Source organism: Fulverythrobacter ferritrahens, from assembly GCF_020539485.1.
Classification (GTDB): domain Bacteria; phylum Pseudomonadota; class Alphaproteobacteria; order Sphingomonadales; family Sphingomonadaceae; genus Andeanibacterium; species Andeanibacterium ferritrahens.
In genome coordinates, this window is record NZ_JACDXU010000001.1 from 462831 (window position 1) to 477049 (window position 14219).

The 14219-nt window shown below is 61.9% G+C and carries 12 protein-coding genes; 6 read left to right on the top strand and 6 right to left on the bottom strand.

What is annotated here, in order from left to right; translation table 11 throughout:
• Positions 1-107 precede the first annotated feature (107 nt).
• Genes H0274_RS02225 through H0274_RS02240 form a run of 4 tightly spaced genes read right to left on the bottom strand, consistent with a single transcriptional unit; the run spans position 108 to position 2384 of the window.
• Entirely contained in the window at positions 108-572 is a 465-nt protein-coding gene (locus tag H0274_RS02225) for a GNAT family N-acetyltransferase (protein ID WP_226792708.1), read from the bottom strand.
• A complete protein-coding gene (gene tsaB, locus H0274_RS02230; RefSeq protein ID WP_226792709.1) occupies positions 569-1195 on the bottom strand; it encodes a tRNA (adenosine(37)-N6)-threonylcarbamoyltransferase complex dimerization subunit type 1 TsaB in 627 nt (208 codons plus the stop codon). The genes H0274_RS02225 and tsaB overlap by 4 nt, the downstream gene beginning before the upstream one ends.
• Positions 1196-1213: 18 nt before the next feature.
• On the bottom strand, positions 1214-1807 hold the full coding sequence (locus tag H0274_RS02235) for a malonic semialdehyde reductase (RefSeq protein WP_226792710.1): 594 nt from the start codon (positions 1805-1807) through the stop codon (positions 1214-1216).
• Between the two features lies 1 nt (position 1808).
• Positions 1809-2384 carry a NifU family protein gene (locus tag H0274_RS02240; RefSeq protein ID WP_226792711.1) on the bottom strand — a complete coding sequence of 192 codons (576 nt, stop codon included), beginning with the start codon at positions 2382-2384 and terminating at the stop codon, positions 1809-1811.
• Positions 2385-2481: 97 nt separating this feature from the next.
• Here H0274_RS02240 and H0274_RS02245 point away from each other — a divergent pair, with 97 nt between their 5' ends.
• The 4 genes from H0274_RS02245 to H0274_RS02260 all read left to right on the top strand — a co-directional run bounded on the left by H0274_RS02245 (position 2482) and on the right by H0274_RS02260 (position 10398).
• Entirely contained in the window at positions 2482-5487 is a 3006-nt protein-coding gene (locus tag H0274_RS02245) for a M16 family metallopeptidase (RefSeq protein WP_226792712.1), read from the top strand.
• A 100-nt stretch (positions 5488-5587) separates the two neighbouring features.
• Entirely contained in the window at positions 5588-6958 is a 1371-nt protein-coding gene (locus tag H0274_RS02250; RefSeq protein WP_226792713.1) for a class II 3-deoxy-7-phosphoheptulonate synthase, read from the top strand.
• A gap of 111 nt (positions 6959-7069) precedes the next feature.
• On the top strand, positions 7070-8893 hold the full coding sequence (locus tag H0274_RS02255; protein WP_226792714.1) for a sensor domain-containing diguanylate cyclase: 1824 nt from the start codon (positions 7070-7072) through the stop codon (positions 8891-8893).
• A 122-nt stretch (positions 8894-9015) separates the two neighbouring features.
• Positions 9016-10398 (top strand): MFS transporter, encoded by a 1383-nt coding sequence (locus H0274_RS02260; protein ID WP_226792715.1) that lies wholly within the window; start codon positions 9016-9018, stop codon positions 10396-10398.
• Between the two features lie 73 nt (positions 10399-10471).
• Here the strand turns inward: H0274_RS02260 and H0274_RS02265 are convergent, their stop codons facing one another.
• Positions 10472-11920, bottom strand: coding sequence for a sulfatase family protein (locus H0274_RS02265; RefSeq protein WP_226792716.1), 1449 nt, complete (start codon positions 11918-11920; stop codon positions 10472-10474).
• Positions 11921-12024: 104 nt separating this feature from the next.
• Here H0274_RS02265 and H0274_RS02270 point away from each other — a divergent pair, with 104 nt between their 5' ends.
• Positions 12025-12672 (top strand): TetR/AcrR family transcriptional regulator, encoded by a 648-nt coding sequence (locus H0274_RS02270; RefSeq protein WP_226792717.1) that lies wholly within the window; start codon positions 12025-12027, stop codon positions 12670-12672.
• 9 nt (positions 12673-12681) lie between these two features.
• Here the strand turns inward: H0274_RS02270 and H0274_RS02275 are convergent, their stop codons facing one another.
• Positions 12682-13107, bottom strand: coding sequence for a VOC family protein (locus H0274_RS02275; RefSeq protein WP_226792718.1), 426 nt, complete (start codon positions 13105-13107; stop codon positions 12682-12684).
• A 145-nt stretch (positions 13108-13252) separates the two neighbouring features.
• Between H0274_RS02275 and H0274_RS02280 the strand changes: the two genes are divergently transcribed.
• Positions 13253-14212, top strand: coding sequence for an MBL fold metallo-hydrolase (locus H0274_RS02280; RefSeq protein WP_226792719.1), 960 nt, complete (start codon positions 13253-13255; stop codon positions 14210-14212).
• Positions 14213-14219 lie beyond the last annotated feature (7 nt).

The window sequence follows — 14219 nt, forward strand, 5'->3', positions numbered from 1 at the left end:
GGTCTTGACCGGATTGCGCGCCCTTGCATGAAATGGTTCGGGGATTCAAGGGCGGTAGAGGACTTAACGCAAACTATAGTGCTGCGTTCCAGATAAATCGCTATGATCTAGAGATCTAATGCAAACGTAATTGCATCGATCCCGGAAATCGAACCGCGATTGTAATAATTCCGGTGTCGGCCGACAGGCAAAAATCCATGTTGGCGATAGAAAGCCTCTGCCGGATTGCCGTCCCGCATTTCAAGAAACATGCGGGTGACACCCCGCGATCTGGCTTCTGCGATCTGGCGTCTCAACAATGCGGTAGCCACGCCCCGGCGGCGATATTGGGGGAGTACTGCGATCAGCAATAACTCCTCCTCGTCTGCAGCTTGCCTTGAAAGAGTAAAGCCGGCGGCTTCTCCTGCACCGCCAGGCTCGTGCAGGTTCTTGTCGAGAAGCAGATAATGGCATTTGCCCATTACCAGCGCATCGCCCACCTGCCGCCGGTTCCAGGCCTCGCCAAAGGCGGGATCGAAGGCGTTTTCCATGACCGCCATGATCTGGTCCACGGGATCGCGCACATCAGTCATGCCGAAACTCCGGGCAGTTTCGCGTCAGGCGCCCGTCCGTAAAGTGGCGTAAGCGCGGCTGTCAAAAGGCTGGGCGGCAGCAAGGGAAAGCGGCGGGCATCCGGCCATAGCTGCAATGCAGTGCCATGTCCCCGGGCCGCGACGAGAGGTTCAGCCTGCGTGCCCGCTACCAGCGCATGGCCACCCCGCGCTGCGGCGGCTTCGGGCCGAAGAGACTCCAGAGGGCCCTCCGGCAAGCCATCCGCTGAGAAGTCCTGCAGGAACCACTCTCCGTGCCCTCCCGTCATGCATATGGTGACGGGTTGCGGTTGCGGTGCGGCATCAGCTCGGGCGATTGCAGCGACCAAAGCGAGAGTGGGGTAGCCCAATACAGGCACTTTCCAGGCCAGCCCCAGCGCGCGGGCCGCCGCAAGGCCGATACGGACGCCGGTGAAGCTGCCGGGGCCCAACGACACGCAGATCCGGTCGGCGCGGCCCCGACCGGGCAAGGCGGCGATCATCGGCACGAGCTGTTCGGCATGGCCGCGCCCGAGCATGCGGAATTCGCCCGCAAGCAGGCTGTCCCCGTCAAACAGGGCAGTCGAACACCCTTCGGTGGCGCAATCGATGGTAAGTGTCTTCATTGCGCCTGCGCTAGCGCGTCAGAGCACGCGGTTGAAGACCTCGAAATCGGGCCGGGGGCTGCGGGGGAAGATGGTGGAAGGATCGCCATAGCCCAGCGTGGAGATGAAATTGGATTTCCAGCGAGGCTGGTCAGCAAAGAATTCCGCATCCACTGCCGCATTGTCAAAGCCTGACATCGGCCCGGTATCGAGCCCGAGCGCCCGTGCGGCGAGGATGAAATAGGCGCCCTGAAGCGTCGAATTGCGCATCGCGGAAAGCTTGCGCGCTTCCTCGTTCCCTTCGAACCAGCTTCTCGCATCGGTATGAGGGAAGAGCCAGGGCAATTGCTCGTGGAAATCGATATCCATCGCCACGATCACGCTGACCGGAGCCTTGCGAATCTTGTCGGGATTCGTGCCGCCAGCGTGCTTTGCCAGCCTTTCCTTCGCTTCGGGAGTAGTAAGCCAGACGAGCCGGGCGGGAAGCTGATTGGCAGAAGTCGGCCCCATCTTCATCAGATCCCAGACCGCGTGGAGCTGTTCCAGGCTGACCGGCTTGTCGAGATAGCCATTATAGGTCCGCGCGGTACGGAAAAGCTGGTCCAGCGCGGCGTCGGAAAGGGGCTCGGCCATATCAGGCCGCCCGCACTTCGGTGACTTCGGGGACGTAATGCTTCAGCAGACCCTCGATCCCGTGCTTGAGGGTGGCGGTGGAAGACGGGCAGCCCGAGCAGGCACCTTGCATCGATAGGTAAACGACGCCTTGGCGAAAGCCGCGATACTGGATGTCGCCGCCATCACCGGCCACTGCGGGCCGCACGCGGGTTTCGATCAGGTCGCGAATCTGGGCCACGATTTCGGCATCGGCCGGATCGTCTCCCAGATCTTCGTCCTCGGGCGGAACGGCGATTCCGGCAGCGCTGCCGGGGTGGAACAGCGGGGCCTGGCTGATGAAATGATCCAGCAGGATCGCCACGACCTGCGGCTTGAGGGCGGACCAATCCGCGCCGGGGGCTGCAGTGACCGAGACGAAATCCCGCCCGAACAGCACATTGGTGACTTCACCCGTGCCGAACAGCGCATCTGCGAGCGGCGAGGTTTCGGCCACCTCGGGGGAGGCAAATTCGCGGGTGCCGGTTTCCATCACGGCCTGGCCGGGAAGGAATTTGAGCGTCGCGGGGTTGGGCGTGGTTTCGGTCTCGATATACATGATCGGGATTTAGGCGCGGGCAGGGCCGACGGCAAGGTAGAGCTTGTTTCTCCCCATTCACTAGCCCTTCATCCCAAGCCCGCCTAATGATGCGATTATGACGATCCACTTCCGCGCCGCGCGTCTGCTTTCGCCTGTCCTTGCCCTGCTGGTTGTGGTGGCTCCTGCCGCCCAGGCGAGGGACCAGGCGCCAGTCCTCTCCATTCCTGCGGCTAAAACGCTGGCGGCGCCGGCCTCGCTCAAGCCGAAGGATCCCTGGCTGTATCGCGGCAGCGACATTCCGCACGATGAGGGCTGGTTGTTTGGGGAACTGCCCAACGGGCTGCGTTATGCCGTGCGTAACAACCGCGTGCCGGGCGAGCAGGTTTCCATCCGCATCCGGATCGATGCAGGCTCCCTCAACGAGGAGGAGAGCGAGCGCGGCTATGCCCATCTGATCGAGCATCTGACTTTCCGGGAATCGAAGTATCTCGCCAATGGACAGGCGATACCCACCTGGCAGCGCCTTGGCGCACGGCTGGGGGCAGATACGAATGCCGTGACTTCGCCTACCCAGACCGTCTATCAACTGGACCTGCCCAATGCGGTGGACGCCAAGCTGGATGAGAGCATCAAGCTGCTTTCCGGCATGATCCGCGAGCCCGCGCTGAGCACGGACAATATCACTGCCGAACTGCCGATCGTCCTGGCCGAAAAGCGCGAGAACGGTGGGCCGGGCAAGCGCCTTGCCGATGCTTCGAGCGAGCTGTTCTACAAGGGGCAACTCCTGGCAACGCGTTCGCCGGTGGGGCTGGATGCCACGCTGCAGGCCGCGACGAGCGCGAAGCTGAAGCGTTTTCATCAGCGCTGGTATCGCCCGGAAAATACGGTGATCGTCATCGCTGGCGATGGCGATCCGCACCGTTTTGGCGCCTTGATCGAGCAATATTTCTCCGACTGGAAGGGCGTGGGCAAGCATCTTCCCGCACCCGATTTCGGAAAGCCCCAGGCACCCAAGGGCGCGCCCGATGTGGCTGGTCTTGCCAGCAAGCTCGGCGAAACCAAGGTTATGGTGGAACCCGATCTGCCCCGCGGCATCAGCGTTGCCGTGCTGCGCCCCTGGGGCAAGCCGATCGACAATATCGAATATAACCGCGGCTTGATGATCGATCGGGTCGCCCAGCAGATCATCAACCGCCGTCTTGTGGAGCGCGCGCGCGCTGGCGGCAGCTATGTTCTGGCTGACGTCAATCAGCGGGAAGTGAGCCGCTCGGCCAATGCCACGTTCATCGACATCACACCGCTTGGCGACGATTGGAAAGCCGCGCTGAAGGATGTTCGCGCCGTTATCGCCGATGCGCTGGAAAGTCCGCCGAGCGAGGAGGAAATCGCGCGTGAACTGTCTGAAATAGATGTGAATTTCGCGGATTATTACGAACAGCGCATCAATCAGCCCGGTCCTCGCCTTGCCGACGATCTGGTCGGTGCGGTGGATATTCGCGAAACGGTGGCGTCGCCCGAAACATTCCTGTCAGTGCTGCGCGGAATGCGCGACCGGTTCACGCCGCAAGCGGTTCTCGAACATACGCGCAAGCTGTTCCAGGGGCCCGTGACCCGCGCCTTCCTGCTGACGCCCAAGGCTGGCGAAGCAACCGAGGACGATTTGCGCAAGGCCCTGCTGGAGCCAGTGGATGCGGACAATGGCTCACGCGTGACAGGCAAGGCGCCGTCCTTTGCTGACATGCCGGCCATCGGCACACCGGCCCAGCCAGTCGCCCGCCATCAGATCGGCGTGCGCGAGATCGAACAGCTGGATTACGCCAATAATGTCCACGCCTTGGTGTGGCGGACGGATAATGAACCGGGCCGCGTGACGGTGCGGGTGCGTTTCGGCAGCGGTTACCGCGCCTTTGCGCCTGAGGAGGCCCCCTATATCAAGCTGGGTCAGGCGGCTCTGGTGGCATCGGGTGTCGGACCGCTGGGCGCGACGGAACTCGATGCGATTGCGGCGGGCCGCAAGCTTGGGTTCGATTTCGGCATCGAGGACGGAACCTTCAGCTTCGAGGCGCAGACCCGGCGGGAGGATCTGGCCGACCAGCTCTGGCTGTTCGCCGCAAAGCTCTCTCAGCCGCGTTGGGACGAGCGCGCTGTTGAACGTGCGAAAGCGCTGAGCCAGCTCGGTTATGACAGCCTGAATACCGATCCCGCCAGCGTGATCAGCCGCGATCTCGACTGGGTGCTGAACAATCACGATCCCCGCTTTGCTACTCCGACCCCAGCAGAGATCAACGCCACCACGGCAGCTGGTTTCCGCAAGGTGTGGGAGCCCTTGCTGAAGCAGGGTCCGGTGGAAATCCTCGTGTTCGGGGATATTGATCCTGCCGAGACAGAGGCAGCCCTTGCCCGCACTTTCGGCGCCTTGCCGCAGCGCGAGCCCATTCCGGCTGCTGCCCTTGCCCGGAAGGTGGTCTTCAGCCCCGTGCAGGCCGAGCCTGTGGTTCTGTATCACCATGGCGAGGCCGATCAGGCCGCAGCGGGTGTCGCCTGGCCGCTGGGCGGAGGCGTCAATGGGCTGCGTGTTTCGCGCGAGCTGGAAGTGCTGAGCCAGATCTTCAACAACCGCCTGCTCGACGCCCTGCGCGAGAAGGCGGGGGCGAGCTACACGCCTTATGTTTCCTCCAGCTGGCCGACGGATATCGACAGTGGCGGGCAGTTCGTGGCGCTGGCGCAGCTCAAGCCTGAGATGGTGCCCGAATTCTTCGCCGTTGCCGACAATATTGCGGCTGATCTGGCCAAGAACGGCCCGGACCAGGACGAGATCGTGCGGGTTACCGAGCCGATCCTGCAATTGCTCAACCGTTCGCTTACCGCTCATGTGACTTGGATGAATCTGGTCGAAGGTTCCACGGGGCAGCCCGAGCGGCTGGCGGCCCTGCGCACCTTGTTCGATGACTACACGGTCACCACGCCTGAGCGGATCAAGGCACTGGCTGCCCAATATATTCCGCAGGGCAAGGGGCTGCGGGTGGCGGTAATTCCCAAGGGTACGGAGCTTGCGCGCCATGCGCCCGGAAAGGGTGGCGGAGCAGGCCAACATGCAGCGGCCGGATCGTCCAGCCGCTGAGATCGGTTGTCTCGATCAGAGTAGTTGAGAGTGTAACCTTTGCATTCTGGCGCATGAGCGCCTATTTGCGCCGCCTTCCTCTAACAGACAGAGAAAAAAAGTGGCTAAGAGCTGGACCCCCGATGGCTGGAAGAACTTCGAAGCGAAGCATCTTCCCGTCTATGAAGACGAAAATGCGCTGGAAACTGCGGTCGACACACTGTCGTCCTTTCCGCCGCTCGTCTTTGCGGGCGAGGCGCGCGCTCTCAAGGCCGAACTGGCTGAAGTGACTCACGGTCGCGGTTTCCTGCTCCAGGGCGGGGATTGCGCGGAAAGCTTTGCCGAGTTCCACCCGAACAATATCCGCGACACGTTCCGCGTGCTGCTGCAGATGGCTGCGGTGCTGACTTTCGCCAGCAAGCAGCCGGTGGTGAAGGTGGGCCGCATGGCCGGCCAGTTCGCCAAGCCGCGCAGCTCGCCTACCGAGAACGTCGGGGGCAAGGAACTGCCGAGCTATCTCGGCGACATCATCAACGGGATCGATTTCGAGGACGCACAGCGTCGCAACGATCCTGAACGGATGATCCGTGCTTACAGCCAGTCGGCTGCGACGCTGAACCTGCTGCGCGCTTTCGCGGGTGGCGGCTATGCCAATTTGCGCCAGGTTCACAAGTGGACGCTGGATTTCATGGGCCGCAGCCCCTGGGCCGACAAGTTCCGCGACATCGCCGATCGTATCGGCGAAGCGCTGGACTTTATGGAAGCCTGCGGGATCGATCCCGAGAACGCGCCGCAGCTGAAGAGCACCAGCTTCTACACCAGCCATGAGGCGCTGTTGCTGCCTTATGAGCAGGCGCTGACCCGGCAGGATTCGCTGACGGGTGACTGGTACGATACCAGCGCGCACATGCTGTGGATCGGCGACCGTACCCGTTTTGATAATTCGGCCCATGTCGAGTTCCTGCGCGGGGTGCAGAACCCGATCGGCATGAAGTGCGGCCCCAGCCTGGAGCCGGACGCGCTACTGCGCATGCTCGATACGCTCAACCCCAGCCGCGAGGCCGGTCGCATGACCCTGATCAGCCGCTACGGCCATGACAAGGTGGAGGCGGGCCTGCCCAAGCTGGTGCGCGCCGTGAAGCGCGAAGGCCATCCGGTGGTGTGGAGCTGCGACCCGATGCACGGCAACGTGATCAAGTCGGACAGCGGCTACAAGACCCGTCCGTTCGATCGTATACTTTCGGAAGTGAAGGGCTTCTTCGCCGTTCACCGTGCGGAAGGCACTCATGCCGGCGGCATCCATGTGGAAATGACCGGCCAGGACGTGACCGAATGCACCGGCGGTGCCGTGGCGATTACCGACGAGCGTCTGGCCGATCGGTATCACACTCATTGCGATCCGCGCCTCAATGCGGCGCAGTCGCTCGAACTGTCCTTCCTGCTGGCAGAGATGCTCAATCTCGAAGCGCAGCGCCAGGCAGACGCCGCCTGATTTGCCTGCCCCGCGTTTCGGCGCGGGGCAGCATATCCACAGCGGTAATGGCATGAAGTTTACCATAGCTTCACCGATCGCTGCTATACCCTCCCGATGAGGAGGAGGGCATTGGGCGCAACGCTGGGCAAAGGCAGCCGATTCCCTTGGGAAGTGGCGCTCATCTGGATCGTGAGCGCGATTGGCTCGGTCCTGTTGCGCGATCAGGGCCATGCCGTGATGCTGCTCTGGTTGCCCAGCGCGGTTGCGGTTTGCGCGCTTTACAGGGCTAAAAGGGGCGAACGCCTGCCCGTGATTGCGGCGCTGCTCGTTGCCAATCTGATCTTCAATTTCTGGTACGGTCTCACCCCGCTGGCACTGTTGGGCTACACTGTGGCCAATATTGTCGAGCCACTATTGGCCGTCGCAATCGCGCATCGCGTGATCGGCAAGCGCAAACTTGAATCGCTTCGTTTGCGGGACACGGTGTTCCTGTTCGCGGGAATAGTGTTCGCGTCCTTTAGCGCCGCAATTATCGCCCTGCCGTTCGGCCCGCATCGTGATTGGGTGCAGTTCGTCTGGTGGGGCTTTTCCACCAGCCTGGGCACGGCAGTGGGGGCGCCGATCCTCTTCTATCTAATGGACTGGATCACCCGTCGCCGCGCAGGGAAGAAACGAGACGTTGGACCTCTGCTGATTTGGTTCGGCATTTCGATGCTGACGATGTTCGCATTGTCATGGTTCGTCCTTGGCTTCGATCTTGTCCCGTTGGCTCCGGTAGTCATGTCGGCTCTGGTTCTGATCGTGGCGCGTTATGGCCAGATCGGGGCGTCAGTCAGCATATTCATGTTCGGCGTGGCAGGAACGCTGCGTTCGGTGGGCGGCGAAACACCGGTTGCCTATCTGCAATTTCCGCCATTTGAGGCCGGCATTGCCCTGCAATTGCTGATGATGCTGATGATGGCCACGTCGCTGCCGCTGGCGGCTCTGCTGCTGGACAACGATCGGCTGGCGATGAGGCTCAAGGCCCGTAATGCGCGGATGCGGGAAAACCTGCTGATGCTCAACATGGCGGAGGAAGTGGGCCGGATCGGCCGGTGGCACTACAATCCGCGCACTGGCGAGCAGGACTGGTCGCGCCAGATGTATCTGATCAACGGCCTGGATCCCACGTTGGGCCGCGATCCCGGGGATTTGACTTCCATGCTTCCGGATGGCGGAGCGGAATTGTTCGGCCTGCTGGCCCACCATTCCAAGGATCGCGCGCGCTACAGTTTCGAATATCGTGTGTGCCCGCCACAGGCGGATGAGCGTATCCTGCGCATGTATGCCACCAACGAGTTCAATGAGGCGGGCGATCTTACCGGCATGTTCGGGGTGGTGATGGATGTTACCGAACATCACCAGCGGCAGGAGGCGCTCGACCGGGAACGGACGCGTGCCATGCGGCTGGCGGCGGAGGCGCAATATCTCGCCCATACCGACCCGTTGACCGGACTGGCCAATCGCCGTCGTACGATCACGCAATTGCAGAAATGCATTCACCGTTCGCAGGAAGATGGCCGGCCTACCGCGCTTATTTCGTTCGATATCGATCACTTCAAGCGTGTGAACGACACCAGCGGCCACCAGATGGGGGACGATGTGCTGGTGCGCATTGCCGATATTGCCCGGGCACAGGCCCGTGCCAGCGATCTGATCGGCCGGATCGGCGGCGAGGAATTCGTCTGGATTCTGCCCGGCGCCGGACAGGAAGAAACCCGCGCTGCAGCCGAACGCCTGCGGCAGGCAATCGAGCAGGAAAGCTCTCAGGGGGGGCTGCCTCAGGTTACCGCCAGCGTCGGCTATACGATGTGGCGAGAGGGGGATGATGCCAACAGCCTGCTCGCCCGGGTTGATGCGGCCCTTTACGATGCGAAGGAAGCGGGGCGTAACAACGTCCAGCAAGCCGCCTGAGGGCGCGCGACTTTCTGTTGCGCGTTTCCCGCTAAACGGCGATTGACGCGGAAGCGCGGCGCGGCCACTCTCGCCGCGATAAGACCGCGTGGAAATTCGCGAATCCTGGGGAGATCAGCCTGATGGCGAGCAGCACGGCCGAGACTATCGGCGCGCATGAGGACAGTTTTGACGTCGAAGCATTCATCGATCGCCGGAAGATCGGCGCTCGGGAAATAGCGATGCTCGCCGTCTGCTCGGTGGTGCTCTTCATCGACGGCTTCGACATGTATTTCTTCGGCAAGATCCTGCCTGCCATCGCGCATGGTCTGGATGCCAAGCCGGCCGACATGGATGTCGTGATTTTCTGGACCTATGTCGGCATGGCAGTGGGCGCGTTCCTGATGCCTCCCCTGGCGGACAAGATAGGGCGTCGGCCCGTGCTCGGCCTGTGCGCGCTGGGTTTCGGCCTTCTGTCAATCCTCGGCGCCCATGCCCAAACGGTGGGGCAGATGGCCGTTTTGCGCGGGATTTCCGGGATTTTCTTCTCGGCCATGCTGCCCATTGGGCTGGCCTTGCTTTCTGAAATGACTCCGCGGAAATGGCGCGCCGGCTTCATGGCCATCGCGCTGGTGTTCTTCTCCGCCGGGAACATGGGCAGCGGCGTGATCGCTGCCTGGCTGCTGGATATCTATGGCTGGCAGATCGGCTTCTGGGTGGGCGGCGTGCTGGGCTTCGTTGCCGTGCCGCTGCTGTTCCTCATCCCGGAATCGCTCGCCTTCCGCACCCGGCGCAATCCCAATGACGCCAAGATTTTCTCGACCGTTCGCGCAATGGATGCGGCGGCTCCGCTGCATGCGGGACAGACGTTCCGCTATGGCAGGGCAAAGCCTGCCGAACGCGGGCTTGGGCCGCTGGCTCTGTTGCAGAAGCCCTATTTCCTCCAGACCATCCTGCTGTGGGTCGCCTGCTTCATTGCATTGGGCAATATCGCGCTGCTGGCCAACTGGATGGCCACCTTCTTCCAGGAGCTTGGTGGAATTCCGATCCAGAAATTCGCCGTTTCCGCGATGATCTCCTTCATCGGCGGCGCCACCGGCACGCTGGTGATGGGTTTCCTGATGGACCGGATCAATCCCTACTGGCTGATTGCGGGCTTCTTCCTTGTGGAAGCGGTGGCGCTGTTCCTGTTGGGGCAGGTGCCGTTCAGCAGCGGCATCTTCCTGGTGGCGCTGATCGTCTGGAACTTCACTCAGGTCGGCGGGCAGACCGGGATCAACAATCTCGCGACGCTCAGCTATCCGCCGGAAATGCGGTCGAGCGGGATCGGCTGGGCCGGGGGCTGGGGCCGTATCTCCGGCATCGTCCTTGCGCCTTTCGCAGGTGCTGCAGCCTTGCGGATGATGTTGCCGCTGGAGACGATCATGATGATTATCGCCGCGGCGGCCGTTCTGGTTGCCGTGCTGATTGTCGCGCTGGGGATATTCGCCCCGGCGCTTGGGCCGAAGATGGCGCGCAAGGACTGAGTCGCGCGCATTCTTATGAACTCAAGAAGCGATCCGGGGCGCAGGGCCGGTCCGGATCGCCTCGTGGGATAGCCTAGCTATCGATGCCGAAATGATCGGCCAGTTGCTGGCCGGTGAAGCCGTAGCTGGGGGCGTTCGGATCGAACAACATGCCCTTGTTCCATTCGGCAAAGGCGTTCTGGAGTTCGACGAATTTCTGCGAGAAGCGGTCTTTCAGATTGGCTCGCTCCAGCGGATCGGCGAACACGTCGAACAGGAAGCTGTTTCCGGCAATCTTGAGATATTTCCACCGGCCTCGCAGCGCCGCCTCCTGACCCTTGTTGGTGAAGCGCCAGAACAGGGTGCGTTCCGGCATGGTCTTGCCCTTGATGGCTGGGAGGATGTCGCGCCCGTCACTCGGAAAGGCCGGGTCCTGCCGTCCGCCACCTGCGGCGAGGAAAGTCGGCAGCCAGTCCATCGAAATGATCTCGCTTTCGCTCGTGCTGCCGGGGCGGCTCGCGCCGGGCCAGCGGACGATGGCCGGAATTCGCAGGCCCCCTTCGAGCAATTCGGTCTTTCGCCCGGTGAAGGGCCAGTTATCGGAAAACCGCTCCCCGCCATTGTCGCTGGTGAAGACCACCACCGTATTTTCATCCATCCCGAGCTGGCGCAGCCGTTTCAGCACTCGCCCGACATTATCGTCGAGCGAGAGCATCATCTTGGCGTAGATTTCCATCGTGCCGCCATCGTGATGCATGAAGCCGCCGGGAATCTTCGCGATCCGTTCCGCTTCGGCCTTGCCTTCTTCGTCATTGGCTTCCCACGGCCAATGGGGGGCGGTGAAGTGAAGCGACATGAAGAAGGGCTGCTTGTCCTCGGCGCGCCGTTCCAGCGTGGCGATGGCTGCGTCCCCCAACAGGTCCGTCATGTAGCCGGTCTTTTCGATCGGCGTATCGCCGTCCCATAGATCCTTGTTGTTGCCGAAGCCGTGACGGAAGTAATCGACCCCGCCGCCGCGCAGCCCCCAGAATTCGTCATAGCCGCTCTGTAGCGGGCCATATTTGGGCAGGTTGCCCATGTGCCATTTGCCGATGAGCGATGTCTTGTAGCCGGCCTTGTGCAACAGCGAGGCGATAGTCGGATGTTCGGGGGGCAGACCGATATCACCCGCGCCGAGCGGTTCCTGCAGGCCTACCGGAATCCGATATTGATACCGGCCGGTGATGAGGCCCACGCGAGTGGCGGTGCAGACCGCGCTGTTTGCATAGGCATGGGTGAAGCGTATGCCTTCGCTTGCCAGACGGTCGATATTCGCGGTCTTATATTCGCGGCGGCCATAGCAGGAGAGGTCGGCATAGCCCAGGTCATCAGCCATGATGAACAGGAAGTTCGGCTTGCCGCTGCTGCTTGCCTTCGCGGCCGTGCAGCCGGGAAGAACCGCCATTGCAGCGGCGCCAGCGAGCCCCGTGACCGCCGTGCGCCGTGTTATGGTGGGCGCCGTGACTGGATCGTTCCCGGTATGCGGTGCTCTATCCTGAGCCATGCGGATTATTCCTTTTCGATAATTGGCGTGCTTGCCTTTCGTGCCGGAACACGTTGTAAGCATTGGCACTTCCGCCAGTCAGGGCACGAGATCAAACAGATAATATGAATATAGATTCTCATTATGGCGTCAAGCCTGCGGTTGCTCCGGATGGCTGGGAAGTGCCCGTGCCCATGCAGGAACGCAGCCGGAAGACGGCGGAGCGTTTCGTCCAGGTGGCGCTGCAATTGCTGCGGGAAAAGACCTTCGCGGAACTTTCGGTGGCGGAACTGGCGCGCAAGGCTGGCCGGTCGGTGGGGGTGTTTTACCAGCGGTTCAACAGCAAGGATGATTTCCTGCATGTGCTGCTTTCCGCCTATTTCCGGGAAGCGCTGGAATGGCGGGAGGCGGTTCGGCCAGAGGGGGAGCCTGCGACGATCTATGCCGAGATACTGGCTCGCGGGTTTCACGGCATCATGGAGAACCGCAACCTTTGGCACGCAGCGCTGGAGCGATCAGCCGCCGATCCGGAGTTCTGGAAGGTTTATCGCTCCTTCCGCGAGCGGGCGGTTGAAATCACGCTGCGCGCGATGGAGGCATCCTCCGATCGTCAGTTTTCCGACGAGGAGCGGCGGCAGCTGGCCATTGCGGGGCAGGTGTTCAATTCTGTCATCAACAACCAGATCATCAATTCCCCAGGGCCTCTTCGGCTGGAAGATGAGGATTTTCTGCCTGAATTGACCAGAATTGCGGTGAAACTGGCGGGGCTTTGATCCCTCCGCCTACCCTGCGGGGAATTGCAGCAGTTCCAGCTCGTGGCCCCACGGGTCCAGCACGATGCCGACCTTCACCGGGCCCATGTCGAATATTGGCACGATCGTGTCCGCTCCCGCTTCGACTGCCTTGGCGCATAGTGCCTCGATATCGTCTGTAACGAGGCCAACCGGGCCGTGTCCGGGGCCCACCGATACGTCGCGCCCGTCCTTATAGGCGACCAGCAGCAGGTTCGGGCCCGCTTCCTGCCCGGGCAGCGCCAGGATGTGTTCCAGGAACGCGCCCTCGTCAAAGGTCTGGACAATCGAAAAGCAGAAAACCTTGCCGTAAAACTCCAGCGCGGCGTCCATGTCAGGCACGTTGAGCTTGAAGAAGCTGAGCTTCACGTTGGGCGCCGTCTGGGGGGTGGGGGGCGCTTTCTGGGGGGTGGGCATTCGGTCCTCTCGGTTATGTCTTGAAGGCAGGCTATCGGAGAGGGGCGCGGGCCGAAAGGGGCTTGTTGAGGAAATGCATGCGGAAAGAACGAGTCTTGACGAATTAGAACATTAGAACTAGCTAATGTTAAACAGGAGAGACTCCATGAAGTCCGTCAATGACAACAGCGATCAGGCTGCCCATGGCCCAATCATAGCCGCCGCATCGGCCCAGATCGCCCGCGCACTCGACGATCCCGCCTTGCGCCCGGTTGTGAAGGCCTTTTTCGACGAGCCTACCTTTACCGTTTCCTATGTCATCCACGATCCCGCGACGCTTGAAGCAGCGGTGATCGATCCCGTGCTGGATTACGATCCCGATGCGGGCCGCACGTCCCACGCTTCGGCCGACCGGATCGTCGATTACGTGACGGCGCAAGGCCTCAAGGTCGCCTGGTTGATCGAGACCCACGCCCATGCGGACCACCTGTCCGCCGCGCCCTATCTGAAGGAGAAACTGGGCGGGCAGCTGGCCATTGGGGAGCATATCACCAGAGTGCAGGACGTGTTCGGCAAGCTGTTCAATGCCGGGCCTGACATGGCGCGCGACGGTTCGCAATTCGATCATTTGTTCAAGGATGGCGAAACCTTCCGCATCGGCAATCTGGAAGGAATCGTGCTGCACGTCCCCGGCCACACCCCGGCGGACATGGCCTATATCGTGGGCAACGCAGGTTTTGCGGGCGACACATTGTTCATGCCCGATTACGGCACCGCGCGCGCCGATTTCCCCGGCGGGGATGCGGCGCGACTGTTCCGCTCGATCCGCCGCCTGCTGAGCCTCCCGCGCGAGACGCGGCTGTTCATGTGCCACGATTACAAGGCGCCGGGCCGCGACACTTTCGCCTGGGAAACCACTGTGGGTGAGGAGCGAGACGGCAATGTCCATGTGCATGACGGCGTAAGCGAGGCGGAATTCGTGGCTATGCGCACGAAGCGGGATGCCACGTTGGCCGTGCCGCGGCTGATCCTGCCTTCGGTGCAGGTCAATATCCGCGCCGGGCATCTGCCCGAGCCGGAGGGGAACGGCATCAGCTATATCAAGATTCCGGTCAACGCGATCTGAGGCGGGA